Annotated in this window: 22 protein-coding genes, 1 tRNA gene and 4 pseudogenes; 8 read left to right on the top strand and 19 right to left on the bottom strand. The window is 66.7% G+C overall.

Annotated features, from left to right (window positions below):
• Window positions 1-16: 16 nt before the first annotated feature.
• The 3 genes from ACQ86A_RS09300 to ACQ86A_RS09290 form a co-directional block, all read right to left on the bottom strand.
• A complete protein-coding gene (locus tag ACQ86A_RS09300) occupies window positions 17-1,558 on the bottom strand; it encodes a hypothetical protein (protein WP_431280238.1) in 1,542 nt (513 codons plus the stop codon).
• Window positions 1,559-1,569: 11 nt separating this feature from the next.
• On the bottom strand, window positions 1,570-2,343 hold the full coding sequence (locus ACQ86A_RS09295; protein WP_431280411.1) for an ABC transporter ATP-binding protein: 774 nt from the start codon (window positions 2,341-2,343) through the stop codon (window positions 1,570-1,572).
• Between the two features lie 119 nt (window positions 2,344-2,462).
• On the bottom strand, window positions 2,463-2,777 hold the full coding sequence (locus ACQ86A_RS09290; protein ID WP_431280237.1) for a hypothetical protein: 315 nt from the start codon (window positions 2,775-2,777) through the stop codon (window positions 2,463-2,465).
• Between the two features lie 452 nt (window positions 2,778-3,229).
• Here ACQ86A_RS09290 and ACQ86A_RS09285 point away from each other — a divergent pair, with 452 nt between their 5' ends.
• From ACQ86A_RS09285 to ACQ86A_RS09270, 4 genes and pseudogenes are all read left to right on the top strand, one after another.
• Window positions 3,230-3,922, top strand: a complete 693-nt coding sequence (locus tag ACQ86A_RS09285; protein WP_431280236.1) for an NTP transferase domain-containing protein — start codon at window positions 3,230-3,232, stop codon at window positions 3,920-3,922.
• 52 nt (window positions 3,923-3,974) lie between these two features.
• The gene (locus ACQ86A_RS09280; protein ID WP_431280235.1) at window positions 3,975-4,784 is read left to right on the top strand and encodes an ABC transporter permease; all 810 of its coding nucleotides are present in this window, start codon (window positions 3,975-3,977) and stop codon (window positions 4,782-4,784) included.
• Window positions 4,784-5,535: pseudogene (locus ACQ86A_RS09275) on the top strand (ABC transporter ATP-binding protein). Before ACQ86A_RS09280 ends, ACQ86A_RS09275 begins: the two are co-directional and overlap by 1 nt.
• A gap of 170 nt (window positions 5,536-5,705) precedes the next feature.
• Window positions 5,706-5,993, top strand: a complete 288-nt coding sequence (locus tag ACQ86A_RS09270; protein WP_431280234.1) for a hypothetical protein — start codon at window positions 5,706-5,708, stop codon at window positions 5,991-5,993.
• A 54-nt stretch (window positions 5,994-6,047) separates the two neighbouring features.
• Here ACQ86A_RS09270 and ACQ86A_RS09265 read toward each other — a convergent pair whose 3' ends face one another.
• A complete protein-coding gene (locus ACQ86A_RS09265; RefSeq protein WP_431280233.1) occupies window positions 6,048-6,287 on the bottom strand; it encodes a helix-turn-helix domain-containing protein in 240 nt (79 codons plus the stop codon).
• A 182-nt stretch (window positions 6,288-6,469) separates the two neighbouring features.
• Between ACQ86A_RS09265 and ACQ86A_RS09260 the strand changes: the two genes are divergently transcribed.
• A complete protein-coding gene (locus tag ACQ86A_RS09260; protein WP_431280232.1) occupies window positions 6,470-7,453 on the top strand; it encodes a hypothetical protein in 984 nt (327 codons plus the stop codon).
• A 31-nt stretch (window positions 7,454-7,484) separates the two neighbouring features.
• Here ACQ86A_RS09260 and ACQ86A_RS09255 read toward each other — a convergent pair.
• The 5 genes and pseudogenes from ACQ86A_RS09255 to ACQ86A_RS09235 all read right to left on the bottom strand — a co-directional run bounded on the left by ACQ86A_RS09255 (window position 7,485) and on the right by ACQ86A_RS09235 (window position 12,059).
• Window positions 7,485-8,365: pseudogene (locus ACQ86A_RS09255) on the bottom strand (glycosyltransferase family 2 protein).
• A pseudogene (locus ACQ86A_RS09250) lies at window positions 8,358-9,190 on the bottom strand (CDP-alcohol phosphatidyltransferase family protein). The pseudogenes ACQ86A_RS09255 and ACQ86A_RS09250 overlap by 8 nt, the downstream one beginning before the upstream one ends.
• Before the next feature lie 2 nt (window positions 9,191-9,192).
• Complete coding sequence (locus ACQ86A_RS09245; protein ID WP_431280231.1) at window positions 9,193-9,423, bottom strand: hypothetical protein; 231 nt, start codon at window positions 9,421-9,423, stop codon at window positions 9,193-9,195.
• Window positions 9,387-10,238, bottom strand: a complete 852-nt coding sequence (locus ACQ86A_RS09240; protein ID WP_431280230.1) for a glycosyltransferase — start codon at window positions 10,236-10,238, stop codon at window positions 9,387-9,389. Before ACQ86A_RS09240 ends, ACQ86A_RS09245 begins: the two co-directional genes overlap by 37 nt.
• Before the next feature lie 120 nt (window positions 10,239-10,358).
• Window positions 10,359-12,059 carry a S1C family serine protease gene (locus ACQ86A_RS09235; protein ID WP_431280229.1) on the bottom strand — a complete coding sequence of 567 codons (1,701 nt, stop codon included), beginning with the start codon at window positions 12,057-12,059 and terminating at the stop codon, window positions 10,359-10,361.
• A gap of 165 nt (window positions 12,060-12,224) precedes the next feature.
• Here ACQ86A_RS09235 and ACQ86A_RS09230 point away from each other — a divergent pair, with 165 nt between their 5' ends.
• Window positions 12,225-13,421, top strand: a complete 1,197-nt coding sequence (locus ACQ86A_RS09230; protein WP_431280228.1) for a pyridoxal phosphate-dependent aminotransferase — start codon at window positions 12,225-12,227, stop codon at window positions 13,419-13,421.
• A gap of 4 nt (window positions 13,422-13,425) precedes the next feature.
• Here ACQ86A_RS09230 and ACQ86A_RS09225 read toward each other — a convergent pair whose 3' ends face one another.
• The 8 genes and pseudogenes from ACQ86A_RS09225 to ACQ86A_RS09190 form a co-directional block, all read right to left on the bottom strand.
• On the bottom strand, window positions 13,426-14,244 hold the full coding sequence (locus ACQ86A_RS09225; RefSeq protein WP_431280227.1) for a carbon-nitrogen hydrolase family protein: 819 nt from the start codon (window positions 14,242-14,244) through the stop codon (window positions 13,426-13,428).
• Window positions 14,245-14,255: 11 nt separating this feature from the next.
• Window positions 14,256-15,524, bottom strand: a complete 1,269-nt coding sequence (locus ACQ86A_RS09220) for a sensor histidine kinase (protein WP_431280226.1) — start codon at window positions 15,522-15,524, stop codon at window positions 14,256-14,258.
• A gap of 35 nt (window positions 15,525-15,559) precedes the next feature.
• The gene (locus ACQ86A_RS09215) at window positions 15,560-16,039 is read right to left on the bottom strand and encodes a hypothetical protein (RefSeq protein WP_431280225.1); all 480 of its coding nucleotides are present in this window, start codon (window positions 16,037-16,039) and stop codon (window positions 15,560-15,562) included.
• A complete protein-coding gene (locus tag ACQ86A_RS09210; RefSeq protein WP_431280224.1) occupies window positions 16,036-16,431 on the bottom strand; it encodes a response regulator in 396 nt (131 codons plus the stop codon). Before ACQ86A_RS09210 ends, ACQ86A_RS09215 begins: the two co-directional genes overlap by 4 nt.
• Window positions 16,428-16,583 carry a hypothetical protein gene (locus ACQ86A_RS09205; RefSeq protein ID WP_431280223.1) on the bottom strand — a complete coding sequence of 52 codons (156 nt, stop codon included), beginning with the start codon at window positions 16,581-16,583 and terminating at the stop codon, window positions 16,428-16,430. The genes ACQ86A_RS09210 and ACQ86A_RS09205 overlap by 4 nt, the downstream gene beginning before the upstream one ends.
• A gap of 52 nt (window positions 16,584-16,635) precedes the next feature.
• Window positions 16,636-17,392: pseudogene (locus ACQ86A_RS09200) on the bottom strand (PHP domain-containing protein).
• Window positions 17,389-18,390 (bottom strand): ATP-grasp domain-containing protein, encoded by a 1,002-nt coding sequence (locus tag ACQ86A_RS09195; protein ID WP_431280222.1) that lies wholly within the window; start codon window positions 18,388-18,390, stop codon window positions 17,389-17,391. Before ACQ86A_RS09195 ends, ACQ86A_RS09200 begins: the two are co-directional and overlap by 4 nt.
• Entirely contained in the window at window positions 18,387-19,454 is a 1,068-nt protein-coding gene (locus ACQ86A_RS09190; RefSeq protein WP_431280221.1) for a response regulator, read from the bottom strand. The genes ACQ86A_RS09195 and ACQ86A_RS09190 overlap by 4 nt, the downstream gene beginning before the upstream one ends.
• 176 nt (window positions 19,455-19,630) lie before the next feature.
• On the opposite strand from ACQ86A_RS09190, the gene ACQ86A_RS09185 reads away from it, so the two are divergent.
• Window positions 19,631-19,704 (top strand) — tRNA-Met (locus ACQ86A_RS09185).
• A 68-nt stretch (window positions 19,705-19,772) separates the two neighbouring features.
• Here ACQ86A_RS09185 and ACQ86A_RS09180 read toward each other — a convergent pair.
• A complete protein-coding gene (locus tag ACQ86A_RS09180) occupies window positions 19,773-20,801 on the bottom strand; it encodes a DUF4037 domain-containing protein (protein WP_431280220.1) in 1,029 nt (342 codons plus the stop codon).
• Window positions 20,802-20,871: 70 nt separating this feature from the next.
• Window positions 20,872-21,393 carry an isochorismatase family protein gene (locus tag ACQ86A_RS09175; RefSeq protein ID WP_431280219.1) on the bottom strand — a complete coding sequence of 174 codons (522 nt, stop codon included), beginning with the start codon at window positions 21,391-21,393 and terminating at the stop codon, window positions 20,872-20,874.
• Between the two features lie 161 nt (window positions 21,394-21,554).
• Between ACQ86A_RS09175 and ACQ86A_RS09170 the strand changes: the two genes are divergently transcribed.
• Window positions 21,555-22,694, top strand: coding sequence for an ROK family protein (locus tag ACQ86A_RS09170; RefSeq protein ID WP_431280218.1), 1,140 nt, complete (start codon window positions 21,555-21,557; stop codon window positions 22,692-22,694).
• Window positions 22,695-22,696: the final 2 nt, after the last annotated feature.

Raw genomic sequence — 22,696 nt, 5'->3', positions numbered from 1 at the left:
AACTCGATCGCGTGGATCAGTCGTTGCGGTTGGCGAACGCCATCAACTCCGGCTGACGCCGGTTGTACGCCCACGCACCGAGATACAGTCCGCCGAACAGGCAACCGAACCCGAGCACGACGCCCGCGACCGGTGCGACGCTGAGCCACACCGGTGAGACTGTGAGCCCCAGCACGAGAAAGACGATGATCGGGGATGCGAGCACCACGATCGCGAAGAAGCTCAGCGCCTGTGCCAGCGCAGCCGACGCGCCCGACGTCTGGGGCTGAGCGAACGCGCTGTCCCCCGGTTTCGTCGCCGGATACGGGAAGAGCACCGACGCCACACTCGACAGACCGATGCCGATCAGCAGGATCGCACCGCTCAGCGAGGCCACGGTCGGAAGGATGACCCAGTCGCCGAACACTGCCGCGGTGACGATCGACCCGATCGCGATCACAGGGATGCCGAGAAGGATCGGGGGGAACATCCGGCCGACGCGGTCTGCTACTCCCCGCGTGCCCGACACGACATGCAACCAGATCGCCGTGTTGTCGAACGCGACGTCGTTGTGGATCGTCCACCCGAGGAAGAGGCAGACGAGCGGGAGCGGAACGAGCGAGGCGTAGTGCGCCGGAATGCCTCCGAGAGTGAGCGCGACGATCACGAACGCAGGCACCAGGGGAATCAGCACGAGAGACACCCAGTAGCGCGGATCCCTCGCCCAATAGGTCATCGAGCGAGCGGCGATGGCTGCGGTCGGGCCGCCGCGGAGCCTGCCGAACCAGCCGAGACCGGCATAAGCCCTGGCCTCGGCCTCCCGGGACGGCGTGACGAGCACCTTGGCGACAAGCGCGTTCCATGCCACCCAGAGCAAGCCGAGCGTTGCGAGGGCGATCAGGAGTTGGAGGATCGCCGCTCCCCAGTCGCCCTGCGCCGCCTCGCCCGGGACCGACCATGCTGCGCCGAGCGGCGTCCAGGCGAGCCAAGATGCGAATCCGGTCACCGTGCTCAGGCCGTCGCGCCCCCAATCGATGGTGAGCAGGAGAAAGGCGACCGGCGCAAGCAGAACGATGACGATGATCCCGACGACGCCGCCGAATTCGCGCGAACGGCGTGAGGAGAAGAGGAAGGACGCGAGAGTGGTCGTGACTCGGCCGACGAGCACGCACGTGGCGACGATCACAGCGAACGAGATCACGGCGAGCAGCGTCGTTCCCGGGTCTCGCGACCAGGTCACGATTGTCGCGAACGTGCAGACGATCAACACGACAGAGGGGATGCCGATCAAAGCCGCGAGCGCGAGCCCCGTCGACAATTGACGATTGGGCAGCCCGAAAAGCGCGAACTTGCGGGGATCGAGCGTGTCATCGACGCCGAAGATCAGCGGGAGCACGGCGAAACCGGCGACGACGATCGAGCCGATCACGACAAGTACGCTGTGCAGCGACGAGACATCCGGGATCAACCGAGCGGCGAACAACACACCGACGACCACGATCGTGATCGCGAGCCCGTAGAGCAGCCCGATGACGAGGCCGAATACCTGCCAGGGGCTGCGCCGGAAGGCGTTCCCCATCAGCCGGAGCTTCAGTCCGAAAAACTGTGCAACCACTCCATGCCTTCCGCAGCCTTGCGTCCACCGGCCAACTCGACGAAGCGCTCCTCGAGGGTCTGCTCCCCGCGGACTTCGTCGATCGTTCCTGCGGCGAGCACCTTGCCGCGCACGATGATCGCGACGCTGTCGCACACCCGCTGGATGAGGTCCATGCCGTGGCTCGAGAGCACGACTGTTCCACCCGCGGACACGTAGCGCTGGAGGATGTCGATCACGTTCGCGGCCGAGACGGGGTCGACGGATTCGAATGGCTCGTCGAGCACCAGAAGCCGGGGCGAGTGGATCATGGCGGCCGCCAGCGCGATCTTCTTCGTCATACCCGCCGAATAGTCGGCGACGAGGCGGTCGAGCGCGTCCTCGATACCGAAGGCCTGGGCGAGGTCGGCCGAGCGGTTTCGCACCGTCTTGGCGCTGAGCCCGCGAAGCGAGCCGGCGTAGTGCAGGAGCTGCGCACCCGTAAGGCGGTCGAACATCCGAAGCTTGTCGGGAAGGACTCCGACGGTGCGCTTGGCCTTGACCGGGTCTCGCCACGCGTCGACGCCGTGAACGAGGACCGTGCCTGCATCGGGACGCAACAGACCAGTGACCATCGACAGGGTCGTCGTCTTGCCGGCCCCGTTCGGGCCGACGATGCCGTAGAAGGAGCCCTCGGCGACCTCGAGCGAGACACCGTCGACCGCGACGATGTCGCCGAAGCGCTTGTGGAGCCCGGACAGGGAGAGAACGCTGGGTGCACGGGATGTCACGGGAGCCGCTGTCGTCGCCGGCTCCGCGACCTCGACGGCCGCAGGAGTCTCGACGACCGCGGGAGTCTCGACGACCTCGGCAGCCTCGACCGTCTCGGCGCTCGTGTCGACGACAGCTATCACGTCGACCGCATCCACTCTCGCCGTCGTCTCGACGACGAGGGGGTCGCGACTGTCGCTGCGGCGGTCTTCGGAGCCCGCGACGGCGTCTTCGTCGTGCGCGGGGTCGTCGACTTGGCCGCCGGAGTCGTCTTGGCCGCCGTGGACTTGGGCGCCGTGGTCTTGCCCGTGGTCGACCTCGTGCCTCGCGCCGTCGTGCTCGTTCCAATGGCGGCGGCAGCAGTCTTCGCCGTACTCGCCGCCGGTCGGCGCTTCGTCGTCCGCGTCGGCGCCTTCGGCGTCACCGCCTGCCCTTCACTGCCCTCGGCAGCCATCTCGTCCCCCGTCTGCTCCCCCGTGATTCCCGCTCCCGAAGCGGTTGTGCGTGACCGTGGTGCCGCTTGCTTCGCAGCGCCCCGTGCTGTGTCCGCAACCGGTGCGTCCAGGGCCTCGGTGGACTCTGGACTCTCGGATGACGCACGCTCGAAACTCACCTCGCTACCGTACCAAGCCGTCCCCTGGCGGGGATACACCAGCCGCAATCCGGTGAAATCGGAGCCTAGGAAAGTCCTGTGAAGAACGTAACGACCCCACAACGACCCACGTCAACCCCTGCCCCTCGAAAGGGGTGCCGGGTACTCTGGGGGAGGCATAACGGCGTGTCGATACGCGTAAGTGCGGGCCGAACTCGATTGTTCGGGCCTGGGCGAAATTCTCCTCCAGGTCGGCGTACCGGTGGCAATGACACCACTGGGAATCCATCCGCACGAAACCCAAGGAGACAATTGTGACGACCCAGGTAGTGATTCTGGCCGCCGGCATGGGCAGCCGCCTCGGACGCAGCCTTCCCAAGCCGCTGACCGAACTGAACGACGGCCGCACGATCATGCAGCAGCAGTTCGACAACATCCACGCCGCCTTCGGCAAGGACGCCAAGGTCACGATCGTCGTCGGCTACAAGCTGGAGCACATCATCGAGGCCTTCCCCGATGCGTCCTTCGTCTACAACGAGCAGTACGACCAGACCAACACGTCCAAGAGCCTCATGCGCGCTCTGCAGGCCTCCGGCAACGGCGGCGTGCTCTGGATGAACGGCGATGTGGTCTTCGACCCGGCCGTCCTCGTTCGCGCCGCCGCGACGGTCAACCGCGACCAGACCTTCGTGACGGTCAACACCTCGTCGGTCGCCGACGAAGAGGTCAAGTACACGACCGGAGCCGAGGGGTACATCCTGGAGCTCTCCAAGACCGTCAAGAACGGTCTCGGCGAGGCCGTGGGCATCAACTACATCTCGAGCAAAGACAAGGCGGCGCTGCTGCGCCAGCTGCAGCGCGTCGGAGACCAGGACTACTTCGAGCGCGGCATCGAGCTCGCGATCGAGCAGGACAAGATGCTGGTCGAGCCGATCGACATCTCCGACCTGTACGCGGTCGAGGTCGACTTCGCCGAAGACCTCGAGAGGGCCAATCTTTTCGTATAGTCGTATCGTCCGCGTCAGTTAGCACGCGGTGTCGATCAATACGATGGGTTCCGTGACCAGTACATTCTCCGAGGTGCGCCCCGGCCAGCGAACGAAGTTCGCGCGGTACCGCCACTCCCTCTGGTTGCTGACGAAGCGCGACCTCCGCGTGCGCTATTCGACAAGCGCGCTCGGCTATCTGTGGTCGATCCTCGATCCGCTCGTCATGAGCGGTATCTACTGGTTCGTGTTCACCCAGGTCTTCAAGCGCTCGGTCGGCGAAGATCCGTACATCGTCTTCCTGCTCGCGGCACTGCTCCCGTGGATGTGGTTCAACGGGACCGTGTCGGATGCCACGCGTGCTTTCCTCCGGGAGTCGAAGCTCATCCGGTCCACGATGATCCCGCGCACGATCTGGGTCAACCGCATCGTGATGTCCAAGGGGATCGAGTTTCTGGCCTCGCTGCCCGTGCTCGCCTTCTTCGCGATCATCAGCGGGGCAAAGGTCAACATCGATATCCTGTTCTTCCCCCTCGCCGTGGTCATCCAGACGGTCCTCCTGGTCGGCATCGGGCTGATCGTCGCGCCGCTCGTCGTGTTCTTCCGCGACCTGGAACGGGCGATCAAGCTCATGCTGCGCTTTCTCTTCTACGCCTCTCCGATCATCTACAGCGCCCGCGATCTCGAGCACCTGCACTTTCTGCGGGACCTGGCGGCCTTCAATCCGCTGACGGGGCTCTTCAGCCTGTACCGCTCGACGTTCTTCCCTCAGGAGCTCGACTGGTACCTCGTCGGGATGAGCGCGCTCGTGTCGGCCATCCTGCTGGTGATCGGTCTTCTCGTCTTCCGTCGCTGCGAACGCGCCGTCCTGAAAGAGATCTGATGTCGACGACTGTCACGACCGCGCCGGTGATCACGGCCGACAAGATCGGCATCAGCTTCCGCCGCAACCGGGGCGGGCGCCGGCTCTTCAAAGACCTGTTCTCGTCGCGACAGCGTCGATCCCGCCCCGATGACTTCTGGGCGCTGCGCGACGTCTCGTTCAACGTGCAGCGCGGCGAGTCGATCGGCGTCGTCGGGCGCAACGGACAGGGCAAGTCGACCCTGCTGAAGCTCGTCGCCGGCGTCATGCTGGCCGACGAGGGAACGGTGAACGTCGCAGACGGGGTCGCTCCCTCATCGAGATCACCGGCGGATTCGTCGACGACCTCACCGTGCGTGACAACGTCTACCTCACGGCAGGCCTCCACGGAATGTCGAATGCGCAGATCGACGAGCGCTTCGAGAGCATCATCGGCTTCGCTGAGATCGAGGACTTCGTCGACACGCCGTACAAGCACCTCTCGAGCGGCATGAAGGTGCGTATTGCCTTCTCCGTCATCTCGCAGCTGGAAGAGCCGATCATCCTCGTTGACGAGGTTCTCGCCGTCGGTGACCGTGGGTTCCGCGAGAAGTGCTACCGCCGCATCGAGGAGTTGCTCGACGGCGGTCGGACCCTGTTCTTCGTCTCGCACAACGAGCGCGATCTCAGGCGATTCTGCACACGCGGGCTCTACCTCGACAAGGGCGCACTGGTTCTCGACGGGCCGATCGAGGAAGTACTCGACTTGTACAACCAGGACTACGGATCCTGAGCGATTCCGTGGCGCGAACGTTGCTGCCGCTGACCTGACGTTCCTCCACAAGATGGGGGCGCGCGGAGTTATCCCCGAAAAGACCCGGTTCGGGGTTGGGGGTGGGCTGGAGCGTCGGTTGGGCTGGTTACTTTCTGGGTATGGTTCGTTTTCGAGTTCTTCGTCGTCCTTTGTCCGTCCGCTCCGACCGGGAGTTCGCCTACCGGGTGCCGTGGCAAGTCGACCGAAGCGCACCGCCGATGTACCGGCTCGTCAACACGAGTGGCGATGTGCTTCGAGGCGTCAGCATCAGCGTGTCAGGCCGTGCGCGGCTGAGAGTGACCGCTCCGACTGCCGTGGTGCCCGGAGACGCCGTCTCCGCCACGGTCACGGGCACCGAGTTGGAGCGTGACTCCGTCATGGTCGTCCGCTGGTTTCAGCCGGACGGCCTCGAGTACCTCTGGCACGTGAGCTTCTAGACGAGGGATGCCGTGGCCGTGTGTGACGCGCTGTCACGGCATCCCTCCTCCCGCTCACTGGCGGATGCGGCGCTCACGCACGAACTCGGCCGCGGTCAGAACGTGGAAGTTGGGCGGAAGCTGGCTCACGCCGATCCCGTCGACGAGGGTCGCCGGGTCGACACCGAGCACGCTCGCGATCCGGATGATCGTGTGCAGACTGGGGTTGGCCGAGCCGCGTTCGATCTTGCCGAAGTTGGTCACGTGCATCTGGGCGAGCTCCGCGACACTCTCCTGACTGAGACCCAAGTCCACGCGGGCGCTCCGGACGCGTTCCCCGAATGTCTGGGCTGCTTGCGAGTGTGTTTCAGGCATACACCATAGCTACGGGTATCAAGCTTCCTTATCCAGAGTCGCATCGACTCAAGCCTTGCGGCCTCCGGTTCAGAGTAGAGAAAATGCGTGCATTAAGGGACGGCGTCTACACTCGTCTGACGATGGCAAAACAGGAGAAACCGATCATCTCGGTCACCGGCGGCCCTCCCAAGGGCGGCGACACACCGCGCGCGCTCAACACGTCGCTTGACAGATTCCTTGCGATTCAACGGCCGGCGGTGCTCGCGCATCTCCGCAGCATCCGTCGCCGGAATCCCGAGGCGACGCCGGCGCAGTTGGCGATCATCCTTCAGCGCCGCTATCTGGCGGCGGTCACGACCGGGGGTGCGGCGGTTGGCGTGACCGCGGTCATCCCAGCGATCGGCACGGGCGTCACGCTCGCCCTCTCGGGTGTCGAGACGGTCGCCTTCCTCGAAGCGACCGCCCTCTACGCGCAGTCGCTCAGCGAGCTCCACGGAATTGCCGTCGACGATCCCGACCGTGCTCGCGCGCTCGTGCTGACGATGATGCTCGGCCGCGAAGGCTCCGACCTCGTCAGGCAACTCGCCGGCCAACTGACCGGAGCCGGAAGCAGCCGGTCGACGTACTGGGGCGAGCTGGTCACAGCCAGCCTGCCCACGATGGTGGTCGGTCCCCTCGTCGATCGTCTCAAGAGCGTGTTCATCCGGCAGTTCGCGGTGCGCGGCGGAACGACCATGATCGCCCGCGCCATCCCGTTCGGAGTCGGTGCCGTGATCGGGGGTGCCGGCAACAACATCCTCGGACGCCGGGTCGTGCAGAACTCGCGACTGGCCTTCGGCGTTGCGCCCATGGAGTTCGCCCCAGCGCTGACCCTGACGGCCCGCACGGTCCGCGTGAAGCCCGAGGGCGGTGGGATCGCCTCGCGGTCGCTCTCTGCGGCGACGGACAGCGCCAGGCGACTCGGCAGCGGCGCAGGAAAGGCAGCCGGCAAGGCCGGACGAGCGCTCCGTGGGGCCATCCCTCTCAAAGCGATCGAACGCACGAAGCCGCGGGTCCCTGCCCAGTCCGATGATGTCGAGACGGATGTCGACGCGATGGACGTCGACGAGCGTCCCGAAGACTGACCCTGGCCTCAGCGGGGCGCGCTACGCACGTTCAGACGATCGGTGGGCGACCGGCGATGGTCATCCGCCAGACCGTCGACCAGCGCAGCGGCCGACGCTCCCCGGATCGCTGCGCCACCCTTCTGACCAGCCGGCGAACCAGGCACGCAGCACGGCGGGCTGACGGAACCAGCGCAGGATCTGGATCCCCGTCCAGGACCCGACGTAAAACGGGACGAGCACCGCCGGAAGGTTCCGGCGGGCAAGCCAGACCCGGTTCCGGGCGTTCAGCCGGTAGTAGTACGAGTGACGGGTCGGAGAGACCGCCGGGTGGTTGGCGATCAGGTCGCCGGCGTACCACGTGCGCAGTCCCTGATCCCAGACCTTCCAGGCGAGGTCGATGCCCTCGTGTGCGTAGAAGAACGGCGCCGCCCAGCCACCCGCCGCGTCGAATACCCGCCGTGGCATCACGATGACGGCCTCGCATACCGAGAACACGTTGCTGGAGTGGCCTGGGTCACCCTTGCGGATGCGCGGAATCCAGCGGCGCGGCGACATCTCTCCCGACGGGTCGACGATGCGCGGCTGGATCATCCCGACGCCCTTGTCGTGTTCGAGCAGCGTTATCGCGTCGCTGAGAAATGTCGTCGACGGGATGCTCGCATCGTCATCCAGGAACAGCAGGATGTCTCCCTCGACGAGGGGAACTCCCTGGTTGCGGCCGGCCGGAATCCCGAGGTTCTCCTCGAGGTGCACTGCGCGAACACCCGCGGGCAGGGCGGGTTCGGCGGTCGCCGGGTCCCAGCCGTTCCCGACGACGACGACATCCGTCTTCACACCCGTCTGCGCGAGCACCGATGCGAGGCCGCGATGCAGGTCCTCCGGTCTCGTCCCCTGGGTGAGGACGACGACGCCGACCCGCGGCTCAGCCACGGACTCGCTTGGACGCCATGATGGTCACGAAGTGCCCGACCAGCGCGAGGAGCGCCAGCGGCACGAGCGCGACGAGCAGGATCCGGTCGGCGAGCACATCGCCGATGAAGAGGCCCACGATCGCGAACACGAAGATGAGGATCGTCAGTTCCACCGAGTGGTAGAGCCGGTGGAACGGCACGAACCGGGCAACCTGTCGGAGCCGGGCCACGATGCCGTGGGTCGGCATGTACTCGCTCTGCGTGTCGGCCAGCTTCGGAAGACCGGCGTTGGCACGGGCGACACGCACCATGTCGTTGAGTGCCTTGTTGAGCACGATGATGAGGGCGAGCAGCGTACCGAGATTGGTCCAGAGGAAGTCGGCCGGGGCATCGAGCGGGTAGCCGGCGGCACGGATGCCCAGGGCGATCGCGATGAGGGTCTCGGTGGAGTAGTGGCCGACGTTGTCGAGGAAGATGCCCGCAGGCGACGATGTCTTGCGCCAGCGGGCGACCTCACCATCGCAGCAGTCGACGAGCATCTGCAGCTGACCCAGGATGAGCGCCAGGGCCGCTCCCCGAATCCCGGGATGAGCAGGGCAGCCGCTGTCGCCCATCCGGTGAGGATCATCAACCCGGTCACGCCGTTCGCCGAGATCGACGTCTTCAGCAGGAGCCAGGTGAGGTACGGCGAGAGGTTGCGAAGGTAGAGCGACGCTGTCCAGTGCTCGGCGTTGCGCCGCCCGCGCACCTCGGGCGGCTGCGCGACGGCACGAAGCTCGGCGATGGAGGTCGGGCGCGCGCCGTGGTCGGGAACGCCGCTGGCTCCGCTGTCTGGAGACGACATGACTACCTTCCCGTGTGGGCGGTGATGTTCCGCGTGAGGGAGAGGTAGCCGAGCACGAAGCCGATCCCCCAGCAGAAATGGATGCACGGCAAGACTACGAGAAACCAGAGGAACGAGCGAAAGCCGTCACGCCGGCCCCAGAGCAACGCCGAGACGATGACGATGAGGATGTAGAAGAGCGGGGCTGCGAAACCGATCAGCAGCCACGGTGTTGCACCGACGGCTGCTTGCACGACTCCGATGATGCCGAGGATGAGCCCGATCGCCACAGCGATGACCATCGCCGGCGGCACGAAGTAGCGCACGCCGTTCGAGGCGGGAAAACGGCGGGCGAGCTCACCGCGCCAGACTCCCGTGGAGACGAACTGGCGAGCCAGCCGGTAGAGATTGGGGCGCGGACGATAGGTGACCTTAAGCCGGGGGTGAACCAGACGGTTCCACCGCTAGCCCGCAGCCGACGGTTGAGCTCCCAGTCCTGCCCGCGCTTGATTCCCTCGTCGAACAGACCGACGTCGAGTAGCCGGTCTCGTTGGAAGACGCCGAGATACACGGTCTCCGCCGCACCCGCTTCGCCGCCGACGTGCAGTTTGGTGCCGCCGAGACCGATTCGGCTGCCGTACGCACGCGCCACCGCACGCTCGAAAGGAGTCGTGCCCTGCGCATCCATCAGACCGCCGACGTTGGCGGCACCGGTCTCGAGAATGGTCTCGACGGCGATGCGCGCGTAATCGGGCGGGAGAACCGAGTGTGCATCGACCCGGACGACGACGGGGTATCGGGATGCGCGGATCGCCAGGTTGAGCCCGGCGGGTGTCGAGCCCACTTCGTTGTCGAGCACGTGGATGCGTGGATCCACGGCAGCGAGCTCCTCGACGAGTTCGGTCGTGCCGTCCATGCTCGGGCCGAGCGCGAGGTTGACCTCGAACGGACCTTCGTAATCCTGATTGAGCAGACTGTCGACGGCGGCGCGCACGTGCGTGACCTCGTTCAGAACGGGCATCACATACGACACTCCCGGGAGGGTGCTCCGTGTTGCTTCGTCCGGCATCTGTTCCATTCGTCGTTCGGGTCGATCGAGCTTATCAGCCGAGTGTCCGCCGGGCCTTGGAGGGCGCACAGCTGAGGCCGCCCCGCGAGTGCGGGACGGCCTCAGTCGTGTCGTTCTGGATCAGCTCGCGGGGAGCGATCCGAGGGTGACGGTCGTGGTCTTCGTCTGTCCACCACGGATGTAGGTGACGTCGGCCTTGGCACCGGATGCGAGAGCCCGCACCTGAGCGGTCAGGTCGGTCGCGCTGGTGATCGGCAGGCCGTTGAAACCGACGACCACGTCACCGGCCTGCAGTCCGGCCGAGGCCGCTGCGCCACCGCCGGTGACCTCCTTGATCTGCGCGCCGACCGTGGTCGCCTTGCTGTCGCTGCTCGAGTCGACGACCGAGGCACCCAGGAGGCCGTGGGTGGCCTTCCCGTTCGCGATCAGCTCGTCGGAGACACGCTTGGCCAGGTTCGCCGGAATGGCGAAGCCGACGCCGATGCTGCCCGACTGCGTTCCGTCGGACGAGGTGCCGCTGGCACTGGCGATCGCGACGTTCACGCCGATGAGCTCGCCCTTGGAGTTCAGCAGCGCGCCACCCGAGTTGCCCGGGTTGATCGACGCATCCGTCTGGATGACGGGCAGGGAGATGGTCGCCTGCGACTGGGTCTGCGACTGGCTCCCGCTGCCGCCCTGACCCGGGAAGTCGAAGTTGAACGGGGTCTGGCCGCCCTGGCTTCCGTCACTTCCGTCGCTGCCGTCGCTGCTGTTCGGCGCCGCCGACGAGGCGATGCTGATGCTGCGGTTGAGTGCACTGACGATGCCGTCGGTGACGGTGCCCGCGAGGCCGAGCGGGGCGCCGATGGCGACCGCCGTGTCGCCGACATTGAGCTTGCTCGAGTCGGCGAAGTTCATCGGGGTGAGACCGGATGCACCGTCGAGCTTGATCACGGCGAGGTCGGTCGTCGGGTCGGTCCCGACGATCTTCGCCGAGTAGAGCTTGCCGTCGTTGTCCTGCACCGAGATGGTCACATCGGACGCCTGGCCGTCGAGCGTGACGACGTGGGTGTTGGTGAGGATGTAGCCGTCAGAGGTGAGCACGATGCCCGATCCGGTGCCGCCGGACTGGCCGCCGGTCACCGAGATGGTGACGACGCTGGGCGACGCCTTCGCGGCGACCGCTGTCACCGTCGTCGCGTCGTTGGAGTTGTTGACGGTGACGTTCTGCGGGCCGGTGGCCGTGCTGACGACAGAGTTGTTCGCGCCCGTTGCGGCGTAGATGCCGACGCCGGCTCCCGCTCCCGCGATGCCGCCGATGAGGGCGCCGATGGCCAGAGTGGCGACGATCATGCCGGTGTTGCGCTTCTTCGTGGTCGGCGCGGCTCCGGGCTGGGGTGCGCCGTTGTGCGTGGCGTACGGGTTCTGCTGCGCGTGAGCCGCGTACGGCTGCTGCGGGATGCCCTGGTGCGGCTGCGGCGCCGGCTGGCCGAATGCGCCCTGGCCGTAGTTCGGCTGGGGCTGCTGGCCGTAGGGCTGCGGCGGAACGGGCTGTGTCGGCTGGGTCTGCTGCGCGGAGGCGACCGGCGCGACGGGCGCCGGCTGCGGGAGGGTCTGCTGCGCCGCCGTGTCTTCTGCAGCCTCCTGAGGTGCGGGAGCGGCGGGTGCCGCAGCTGCCGGCGCGTCGGGTGCTGCGGGTGCCGGGACCGCCGGCGCCTCGGGTGCCGCAGCGGCGGGCTCAGCGGGAATGTGGCTGGTGTTCTCGGCTGCAGCGTCCACGGCCGACTCGGTCGCGGCGTCGTGGGCCTTCGCGGCCTCCGGGGTGTTCGGGGTGTCGGTCATGGTGTTGCTCCTTCCAAGCACTCAAAGCTTGGGCTGCGAACCTGGACGTTCTATTTGCGCACCCTGTGGACGACCTACCGCCTACCGATGACTCTCCTTAACGTACAGAATGCATCCGTCGAGTGTGACCGAAGTAGGTTGGTCTCACCCGATGGAAGGAATGGCATGACGGTCAACGGATCCTGGCGGCGCGCAGCGCGCGGAGCCGGGCTGCTCGGCGACGACGGCTCCATCGCCTCGACGATCTTCGCGGAGATGAGCGCGCTGGCCGCTCGCACCGGTGCGATCAACCTCGGCCAGGGCTTTCCCGACGAGGACGGACCGACCGAGGTCCTGAATGCTGCGATCGCCGCCATTCGGGACGGCGAGAATCAGTATCCGCCGGGAATCGGCATCCGAGACCTGCGCGAAGCGATCGTGGAACATCAGGAGCGGTTCTACGGTCTGCGCTTCGACCCCGACCGCGAGGTTCTCGTCACCGCGGGGGCCACCGAAGCGCTGGCAGCCACCCTGCTCGCCCTTCTGGAACCGGGTGACGAGGTCGTGACGTTCGAGCCCTTCTACGACGCATACGGTGCCCTGATCGGGCTGGCCGACGGCATCCATCGCACGGTGCCACTGCGCCTACCGGACTTTCAGCCCGATCTCGACGAACTGCGCGCATCCGTCACCGACCGCACGAGGATCATCCTCGTCAACACCCCGCACAACCCCACCGGTACCGTGCTCTCGAACGAGGTCCTCCAGACGATCATCGAGCTCGCGCACCGGCACGATGCGATCGTCGTCACCGACGAGGTGTACGAACATCTCACTTTCGGACCCCCGCACGTGCCGATCGCCACGCTGCCCGGTGCGCGCGAACGCACGATCAGCATCTCGTCCGGCGGCAAGACGTTCAACACCACGGGGTGGAAGATCGGCTGGCTCACCGCACCCACGGAGCTCGTGACAGCCGTACTGGCCGTGAAACAGTTTTTGACCTACGTGAACGGCGCCCCGTTCCAGCCGGCGATCGCCGCGGGCTTGCGATTGCCGCGAGAGTACTTCACCGGCATCGCCGACAATCTGCGCGTCAAGAAGGATCTGTTGAGCGACGGTCTCCGCACGGCCGGATTCGACGTCTCGCCGTCGGCGGGCACGTACTTCGTCGTCGCCGACGCCGCGCCCCTCGGCTACCGCGACGCCGTCAAATTCTGCCTGGCCCTTCCCGACCTCGCGGGAGTCGTCGCCGTCCCCCTCTCGGCGTTCTGCAAAGACGACTATGCCGACAGCACCGCCTCGCTCGTGCGGTTCGCGTTCTGCAAACGCATCGATGTGCTGGAACGTGCCGCGGCGCAGCTGGCGGACATCCGGCGCTAGCGCCTCAGTCGATCGGCTCCACCCGATAGCGGCGCAGGGCGAGACTCGGATTCGACTCCCGCACCTCCGCGACCCTTGCCCTGGATACTTCGGCCACGGCCACACCGGTCGTCTCACCCAGTGCAGCCAGGGCGACTCCCATCGGGTCGACGATGAGGCTGGTGCCGACGCCGATCGGCGGCGTGTGATCCGCAGCCGCGATGTAGACGGTGTTCTCGATGGCGCGCGCGGTCACCAGGGTCTGCCAGTGGTGCTCCTTGAGCGGACCGCGAACCCACTCGGCGGGAACGACGATGAGCTCGGCTCCCGCATCCACCACCGTACGGCTGACCTCGGGGAAACGGATGTCATAACAGGTCTGCAGGCCGACCGGAATGGTGTCGACGTGGAAGATCTGGGGCCGCCCCAGCTCGCCGGGAACGACCCAGTCCGATTCTCGGGCGCCGAAGGCGTCGTACAGGTGCTGTTTGCGGTAGGTGGCGACGACATCCCCGAGCGGGTCCACCGCGACGAGCGTGTTCGAGAACCGCCGCGGCACATCCGTCTCCTCGACGAGCCCGGCGACGACGTAGACGTCGTGCTCGCGCGCCGCACCCCGGAGGGTGTCGACGAAATCGCCGTCCACCGACTCGGCGTTGTGGACGAATCCTTCGCCGAGGGGATGCACGAAGTACGACGAATACTCGGGGAACACGATCAGCCGGGCACCGCGAGCAGCCGCGACGGCGACGAACGCGGCGATTCGGTCGCGGTTGTGCATCCTGTCGTCCGTCGGGGCGAACTGCACGACGGCGACCAGGATGTTCGCGGCCGTCTCAGTCATCGGTCACTCCCTCAAGATGGGCCGCCGGAGTGCGCGGCCGCCTGCTCCGCTTCAGCGGCCTCCGCCTCCAACGGTAGTCGCACGCTGATCGTCGTGCCGACACCTTCTTCGCTGGCGATATCGACGCTTCCGCCGTGCGCGGTCACGATCGCCTTGGTGATCGTGAGTCCCAACCCCACTCCGGGCACCGCGTTGCGGGTTGCCGTCGACGCACGGAAGAACCGAGTCGAGAGCTTGCTGAGCTCGACGGCGGGAATCCCGATGCCGGTGTCGGTCACGCAGATGACCACCTGGTCGTCGTCCCTGCGGAGCGACACGGTGACGCGACCCTCCGCCGGCGTGAACTTGATCGCATTCGAGATCAGGTTGTCGACCGCCTGACCGAGTCGAAGCGCGTCTCCCCGCACGATGACCGAATCGGGCGGAGTCTCGGCGACGAGCGAGACCGACGCTGTGTCTGCCACCGGCCTGGCCGACTCGATCGAGGACACGATCACGTGGCTGAGGTCGACCTCGCCGATAGTGAGCGGGAACCGGCCGGACTCGACCTGAGCGGTGAAGAGCAGGTCGCCGACCAGGCGGAGCAGCCGGTGCGCATTGCGCTCGGCGACGGCCAGGTAGGTGAGCTGTTCCTCCGACAGAGGATCGTCTTCGTCGTCCTTCATCAGCTCGAGATAGCCCAGGATGGAACTCAGCGGCGTGCGGAGCTCATGCGAGATGAGCCCGACGAACTCGTCTTTAAGCCTCGCGAACTCGCGCGCCTGTGTCATATCGGTCGCCACGAAAATGAATCCGACACGGTGCCCGTTCTCGTCGATTCGCGGTGTGGCGGCCACCTGCACCGGTACCTGTTTGCCATCGGGGCGGACGTATGTCCAGTCCCGCACGTCCGCATACCCCGAGCGGACGGCGTCCACGAGGGCGGAGAAGTCCTCGGCGCTCGACACAGTGGTGAGCGTCGCGTCCATGTCGCGCAGTCGCTGTTCCAGCTCGCTGGTCAGATGGAAGTCGACGACGTGCCGATGCGCATCGAGCACCTCTTTCTCGGTGATGCCGAACATCTTCTCCGCGCCGGGGTTCCAGACGTCGATCAGGCCGTCCAGGTCGGTTCCGATGACCGACTGCTCGGTTACCGCGTTCCAAATGCTCCGGATGAGGCGGTTCGCGGTCTTGAGTCTCGCCTCGTTGAGTGCAAGTTCGTCCTTTGCCAGCACCGCTTCCTCGAGAAGCTGCTTGCGCTGCGCGGCGTTGGCCTGGGCGGCCGCCAGTTGAAGTCTCACCCGGTGAGCGATCTCGTTGATGACCGCAGCGACGATCAGGTAGATGATCGGCGAGAAGAAAGCCCGAACCAGGTCACCGATCGAGCTCTGGGGGTGGGGTCGAAGACGACGGGCGCGAAGAGCACCAGGAAAGTGCCGAGCGCCGCGATCAGCACGTTGATCCGGCCCTCTTCCGTCGCGATCCAGACGAAAGGCAGCAGGAGGAGGGCGCCAAACGGCGAGTTCGACCCTCCCGTCGCCAATCGGAAGAACCCGACCGCGACCAGGGAGAGCACGGGAATGATGATCGACCACTCGGTGGCGAATCGTTTCCACGGCAGAGCGAAGGCCAGAATCGATGCGAGAGTCACGATCGCCACAGAGATGATCAGTAACGGGATGCTCTCGACGCTCTGCCCGACGGGGAGGATCACCAGCACGATCGCCAGGACGAACCCGCCGATCGTCGGGAGCTGCTTGATGGACGGCGATGGCGAATCGAGGGAGATCCGTCGGAGCCAGCGGTCGAGCGTCATGCGGTCGCCTCCAATCCGAGCATCTCGCGGATACGCAGCGACAGCGCCTTCGGGCTGAACGGCTTGATCAGAAACGCGTCGGATCGGTCGGCGACGACTCCGTGGTCGGTGAGCAGTTGCACGGAGGCAGAGATCATCAGGATGAGTGTCGAACTGGTGGCAGCGTCCTCCCGGATGCGCGTGGCCACGTCTACCCCGTTCATCCCCGGCATGGAGATGTCGAGGATCGCAAGGTCGACACCGCCGTCGCGGACGCTCTCAAGGGCGCTCAGACCGTTGTCGGCGGCCGTGACGATCTCAACGCCGGCCCGCTTGGCGGCAATCACCATCAGCGCGCGGATGTCCGCGTCGTCGTCGGCGATCACGACCCGTTTCATCGTCGGCTCGGTCACGAGAAGAACACCACACGAACGACCACGATCGCGGCGATCACGACGACAGCGATACCGGCGAACGGCAGCAACCGCAGTTCCCAGCGGCGGTCGTCGTCGATCTCGTTCTGCAGTTCGGCGCGCAGGTCCGCGTTGAGGTCTGCGGGGCTCATTCGTCACTCCAGGTGTCGTTCGCGTTCGGTCGGTTCATGTCGGGCGCTGCGGTCATTCGGGCACTCCGGCCTCGGAGAGGATCGCCGCGACCCGGTCGTAGCGACCCACATCTGCGGCGTCGTGGCTGTCGGTGGAGGCGACGATGCGCGCACCTGCGGCGATCAGAGCGGCGACAGCCGCCGGACCGGGGCAGCCCCACTTCTCGTTGACCTCGACGATGGTTCCGGTTCGGGCGGCGGCATCGGCCCAGGCGGCGAGGCGGGATGCGCCCAGCCCGTCTTCCGAAAGGCCCACCTTGGGCAGGATCGAGAACCAGTGGGCGAGCTGCGCGTGCGGCGTGCGTTCCATGGCGCGCACGCTCGCCGTGATGAGAAGGTCGAAAGCGTCGTCGTCGGCGAAGGCCCGCATCCAACCGCTCGCGAGTCGCTCGCGGAGACCACGGTCCGTCGGTACCGGGGAACTGGTGGTCGCCGATCACGATCGCGTCGACTCCCCCGGCCTCCCCGACCAGCAAGTCGGAGGGGATGTCGACGGCTCCCGTCACATCAAGCAGCTTCGTCTCGACACCGCTCAACACGGTCAGACCGCTCGGGATGCGCTCGGCCGCCACCGCCGCGAGGAACTCCGGCACCCAAGTGGTCGCCGAACGGACGTGGTCGGTGAGGCGGATCTCGCGGAGGCCCACGGCCTCTGCCGCCGCCAGGTTCTCGGCCAACGTGCTTTTCGCATCATCGGAGAAGGTGGAATGCACGTGGAAGTCGCCGCGCAACAGTGCGCTTCGCGTCGGCGTCGACCCAGCCGAGCTCATTCCTCGCCGGGCCCTTCGCCGTGGGCGGCGTTCTCGGAGACGAGCACATCCGACGGGTCGAGGAAGACGTCCTCCAGGTACCGCACGTTCGCGAGCTCGACGAAGTCGACCGTGCTCGGGACGGGCTGCCCCAGCACGAGGTCGAGCAACAGCGACGGCATGTCGACGCCGGCGGCGATGGTGAGCGGCATTGCGCCCGGGAATCGCGGGTTCACTTCCAGCAGCGCGGGAATCCCGGCCTTGCTGTACCGGAGCTGCACGTTCGCCACCCCGGTCAGCCCGATGGCCCGCGCGACCTCCGAAGCCGTGTCGATCAACTCGTCGCGGCGGACCGTGCGACCGGCGATCGAGACACCGGAATCGACGCGCTCGCGCGAGCGCGGGACGGCCGCGATCACACTGCCGTCGAGGGCGGCTAGCACGTCGACCGAGAACTCCTCCCCCGGCAGGTTCTCCTGAATCAGGATGCTCTCGTCGGTGCCGAGCGCCTCGAGCGCTCCGCGGTCGGCGATGAGCTTGACCCCTCGGGATCCCGCGCCGCTGCGCGGCTTCACGATGACGGGGAACTCCCAGTCGTGGCCGACGCCCTCGCGGTTGAGGAGCCGGGTCTCCGGCACAGCCGTCGAAGGTGCGCAGCGCTTCGCGAGCTTGTACTTGTCGAGGCAGACTGTGAGAGTCTCGTAGCTCGGTGCGGCCAGGGCCGTGCCGACGGCGACCAGCTCATCCCGTCGCGCCGCGAGTCCTGGAAGCTCCACGTCGACCGTGGAGAAGAGCACGTCGACGGAATCCGCCGAGCACATCGCGATCAGGTCGTCGACGAACGTCTCCGCGCGCCCCGCCGGGACGATCCGGCGGTTCTCCGCAGGAACGAGGTAGAGACCGCTTGCCCAGCCGTCCATGTCCGCCGCGAGGACCTCGACATCGGCACGAGCGAGCAGCGAGCGGATGACGGCGACGCCGGCCGGACCACCGGCACCGGTCACGAGAACTCTTGTCACGCGTTGTTTCCTTTGAATCGGGTGCCCTGTGTCATCGAGGAGACGGGCATGGAGATGTCGGCAGTGTCTTTGATGACCTCGAGCGGCTCGCAGTTCTGGCCACCACCGAAGCGCGACCAGTACCGTGCCGTCGCGAGCACGAAGTCGGGCTCGAGGTAGGCGCGCAGCTCGGTCTGGGACTGAAAGCAGTCGATCAGCGCGAGCTTCGCATCCGTGAACCCGTCGATCGGTACGAAGCGGGTCGGACGGTAGTCGATGGTGGCCGACGGGCTCTGGTAGCAGCACACGGTTCGTACCGAGCGCGTAGCGACCAGCGTCGCGGCATGCACCGCTCGATGATCCTGGTGTCGGTCGTGGGCCGAGTGCGTGTACACGATGTCGGGGCGGACCTCGGCTACCACGCGTTCGATGATCCCGACGGTCGGGTCGGCGGCAGAGATCTGGGTGTCTTCCAGATCCTCCATGAACAAGCGGGCGCCGAGCAGTTCGGCGGCCGCGAGAGATTCGTGCTGCCGGTTCTGCGCATCCCCGCCCCGGGCGCCCCGGGACATCGTGAGGATGACGACCTTGTTGCCGGCGTCGCGGTGCGCGGACAGAATGCCCCCGACACCGATCTCCACGTCATCCGGATGCGCGCCGATCGCGAGCACGACGAGTGGCGCCGATGCCGCCATCCTCGTGCGCCCTTCTTCGGCCAGCCTCGTCACGATCGAGACGAGGTCGGCGGAGGCGACCGGCTTGGTGAGGAACTCGTCTGCCTGCGATCGCAGCGCCGAGACCGCGTAGTCGACGGAGACGTGGGCTGTCATGACCACCACGGGCATGCCCGGGTACTCCACACGGAGCTGCTTGAGGATGTCGAGACCGGAGACCCCGGGCATCTCGATGTCGGTGAGCACCAGGTCGGGCTCGAACTCCGCGATCTGCTGCATGGCAGTCGCGGGGGCGGTGATCGTGAGAACGACGGAGTCGGCGCGCTTCTCGAGCACGGTCTTCATGAAGAACGCGACGTCTGGATCGTCTTCGATGACGCAGACCCGGTACTTCTGTGTCGAGTTCGGCATAGACTCCCCTTCTTGTGTACGACTCTATCGGCGGTCGAGCCCGCGGTGCGTGCAATCGCCGACCCCTTGCGGGGCACGTCGGACAAGAGTTTCGGGGTCGCAGCGTCGGTTTCAACGGGACGGGGCTGCGTCGATTTTCGTGGCGGCCGAGTCCGTGCTAGAGTCAATTCTTGTGCCGCGGGGTGGAGCAGTTCGGTAGCTCGCTGGGCTCATAACCCAGAGGTCGCAGGTTCAAATCCTGTCCCCGCAACAATAAAGGCCCTCTGATCAGAGATTTCTGATCAGAGGGCCTTTCGCTGTGCGGTCGGTTTGCGGTCGTCAGCCGATCATCCGGCGGCGTGCTCGCGCGTCGACGAGGATGTCGACGGTGTCGGTCCGCTGCTCGATGGAGCCGTGACCGTGCGGCAGCGCCCGCACGACAGGATCCCGGATCGGATCGAGCAGTTGCTCGACGATCACCGGGTCCGGATGCAGATACGGCCGATCCCAGAACGGGACCGTCGCGACCGGCGCGTCGGTCAGGCCGACCGCGTTCTGACGGTCGAGCAGCGAATCCAGAGCACGGGCGATCCCGCGCTGCCGAACTCCCACATCGGTTCCGGCGAGCACCTCGTCGATGGCGGCGCCGAGCTCGTCCGCGCCCGCGAGCTCCCGAAGACAGGTACCGAACCACTTCGCATATGGCGGCCAGCGGCGCTCCACCATGAACGCGAGGTGCGCCACAGTATGCGCCAAGCGAGCGGCGATGATGCGCGAGCCTGTCTCATCCCCCACGTCCGCAGCCCGTCCCATCAGCGGCAGCTCCTGGGCGATCCGGATCCAGTCGCAGGCCAGCACGTACCGCCAGACATCGTCGGGGTACCAGCCGAGCCGCGCCCGCACCGCTGCGAGCTCTCCGCTGTGATCTGCGAAGACCGGACCAGCTACCATCTCGAGCACGGCCTGCCCCGTCAGCGAGAGCCAATCGTCGACGGTCACTCCGTCGCGGGGATCGAAGCCGAGCCGCGAATGGGCGAAGCGCGAAACGGTGTCGACGTCGACGTGGTGGCGTGCATCCGTCTCGCCCGTGAACGGGAATCGCGTCGGATGGCCGCGAAAACTGCTTGGAAGTCGGCGTTCGAGCTCTGCGGCGACCGCGTCGACCGACTCAGTCGGCACGAAGAGGTTCACCCGGAGGCCCCAGTCGTGGTCGCGGGATGTCGCATCGTCGAGCCCGAGCACATCGGAACCGCCGCCGAGACGACCCGCCGAATACGGCGTCCCTGACAGTGCCTCCGCGAGGATCGGCTGCACGATGTCGTCGAAGTAGGCGTGCGACAGCTCGATTCCGGGCGTGGCGGCATCCATCGCGATCTCGATCTCCCTCGTGCACCGAGAGCCTAGCCGGGCATCCGGCTGGGCGTCCGCGGTGCCGGCGCTAATCGGTGAAATCCACCGACGCGAGTTCGACGATCGTCACCCCATCGTCGGCGAGCTCTCCGGTCACCCGGGCCGAGATGGCTGCTGCCGGCTCGTCGGCGTCGTAGGTGGCGTGGCCGTCCGACGGGAGGATCACGCCTAGCCCCCGCAGCAGAGCTCCGCGGCTCGTGTCCAGGATGCAGTACTCGCTCTGGAGCCCGACGATCACCAAAGAGTCCACCCCCATCGCCCGCAGCACGTCGGCGAGAGCGGGATTCGCCTGGAAGGTGTCGCCCACATCCTTGCGCACCACGGGTTCGCCGGGGAGCGGCGGGAAGACGAATTCCCACCCGTTCGTTTCCGGCTCGTCCGGATCGCCGGCATTGCCGTCGTTTCTGACGTGCACGATCGGCACACGCGCCTCGCGGGCGCGCTCGAGGACATCCGCCAGGGCTTCGCGGAAGGCGACAGCGCCCTCGATGGCGCCTTCGCCATCCAGCATGTTGCGCTGAACGTCCACCAGCATCAGCCCCTTGCCCATACCGCCATACTGCGCCGCTCCGCTGACAATCGCCAGGGCTTGGCCGTGCAGCGATCCACGGACTCCCAGGCGGAATCTGCCCAGCCCGGCCTCCGGTGCGAATCGTCGCGGATTCGCTAGGGTCGAGGGCGGGGAGTACGCGCGTCGAGGAGCGGACAGCAGTGGCAGACGATCACAACAAGGCGACACAGGCTGCCGTTCGTGAGCGCAATCTCACCAACGCGCTGCAGCTCGTGCTGTCGGGCAACGGGACAGCGACGAGGGCGAGTATCGCCCGTCGCACCGGCCTGACCTCGGCGACGGTGTCGTCGTTGCTTGCCGGCCTGCTGGCCGAGGGGCTCGTGCTCGAAGGGCAACGGGCCGAGAGCACGGGCGGAAAGCGTGCGACGACCCTGCAGATCGACTCCGCGCAGCACGTCCTGCTCTCGATCGTCGTTCAGCCGGGCCTCATCCGGGGTGCCGTGGTCAACCTGCTGGGCACCGAACTCGCCACGCTCTCGCAGCGTCCGGACTCCCCCGGTGCGATCGAGGATGTGCGCAGCATGGCCCGCCGTCTGGTCGCGGCCACGAACGCACGGGTCCTGGCCGTCGGCGTTCAGGTGCCCGGAATCGTCGACGGGCCGCTCATCCGCGAGAGCGTCCAGCTGGCCTGGACCGACTTGAATCTGGCCGACGAATTGCGCGGTATCGTCGACGCCCCCGTGCACCTCGTGAACGATGCCGACGCCGAGGCCCTCGCCGACTACTCGACCTCCGACCAGTTCGGCGCCAACCAGATGTTCGTCTCCCTGAGCACGGGTGTCGGGGCGGCCTTCATCGTCGACGGCAGCCTGCTGGCCGGGGCCGCGCACCGTGCGGGCGAGATCGGGCACGTCCCGGTGCTCTTCGGGCCGGATGCTCCGCTCTGCGCCTGCGGCAACCGCGGCTGCCTCGAAGAGATCGTCTCGGTGACGTCCCTGCTCGGGCTCCCGCACGGCACCGACCTCGAATCGGTGGACGTGCAGTCACTGGCTGCGCAGCCGGAGTCGCGAGAACGCATCGCCTTCGGGGCTCGCGTGCTGGCGAGGGCCCTGCTCCTCGCCGGCGCGGCGCTCGACGTTCCCAACGTCGTGCTCGGCGGCACGGCCCCGAAACTCGGAGACGAGTTCATCGCCCACTTGCGCGCCGAGGCGGCACGACACACCGTTCGTGCGGCGATGCCGCTCAGCTTCCGCTACGCGAAGGTCGCGCTGGAGCAGCCCTTCCGTGGCGCGGCCCAGCACGCGCTCCAGTCGACGCTCGGCGTCTCCTGGGCCCTCTGAGC

This window comes from Leifsonia poae, assembly GCF_050632195.1.
Taxonomy (GTDB): domain Bacteria; phylum Actinomycetota; class Actinomycetes; order Actinomycetales; family Microbacteriaceae; genus Leifsonia; species Leifsonia poae_C.
Note: the sequence above shows the minus strand (reverse complement) of the source record. Positions and strands in the feature narration are given on the sequence as shown.

Bases quoted from the DNA above. Each gene is read 5' to 3' on its own strand.
- ACQ86A_RS09300 (WP_431280238.1), bottom strand. From the start codon at position 1,558: ATGGGGAACGCCTTCCGGCGCAGCCCCTGGCAGGTATTCGGCCTCGTC.
- ACQ86A_RS09290 (WP_431280237.1), bottom strand. From the start codon at position 2,777: ATGGCTGCCGAGGGCAGTGAAGGGCAGGCGGTGACGCCGAAGGCGCCG.
- ACQ86A_RS09260 (WP_431280232.1), top strand. From the start codon at position 6,470: ATGGCAAAACAGGAGAAACCGATCATCTCGGTCACCGGCGGCCCTCCC.
- ACQ86A_RS09240 (WP_431280230.1), bottom strand. From the start codon at position 10,238: ATGCCGGACGAAGCAACACGGAGCACCCTCCCGGGAGTGTCGTATGTG.
- ACQ86A_RS09235 (WP_431280229.1), bottom strand. From the start codon at position 12,059: ATGACCGACACCCCGAACACCCCGGAGGCCGCGAAGGCCCACGACGCC.
- ACQ86A_RS09230 (WP_431280228.1), top strand. From the start codon at position 12,225: ATGACGGTCAACGGATCCTGGCGGCGCGCAGCGCGCGGAGCCGGGCTG.
- ACQ86A_RS09225 (WP_431280227.1), bottom strand. From the start codon at position 14,244: ATGACTGAGACGGCCGCGAACATCCTGGTCGCCGTCGTGCAGTTCGCC.
- ACQ86A_RS09215 (WP_431280225.1), bottom strand. From the start codon at position 16,039: ATGACGCTCGACCGCTGGCTCCGACGGATCTCCCTCGATTCGCCATCG.
- ACQ86A_RS09205 (WP_431280223.1), bottom strand. From the start codon at position 16,583: ATGAGCCCCGCAGACCTCAACGCGGACCTGCGCGCCGAACTGCAGAAC.
- ACQ86A_RS09190 (WP_431280221.1), bottom strand. From the start codon at position 19,454: ATGCCGAACTCGACACAGAAGTACCGGGTCTGCGTCATCGAAGACGAT.
- ACQ86A_RS09180 (WP_431280220.1), bottom strand. From the start codon at position 20,801: ATGGATGCCGCCACGCCCGGAATCGAGCTGTCGCACGCCTACTTCGAC.
- ACQ86A_RS09175 (WP_431280219.1), bottom strand. From the start codon at position 21,393: ATGGGCAAGGGGCTGATGCTGGTGGACGTTCAGCGCAACATGCTGGAT.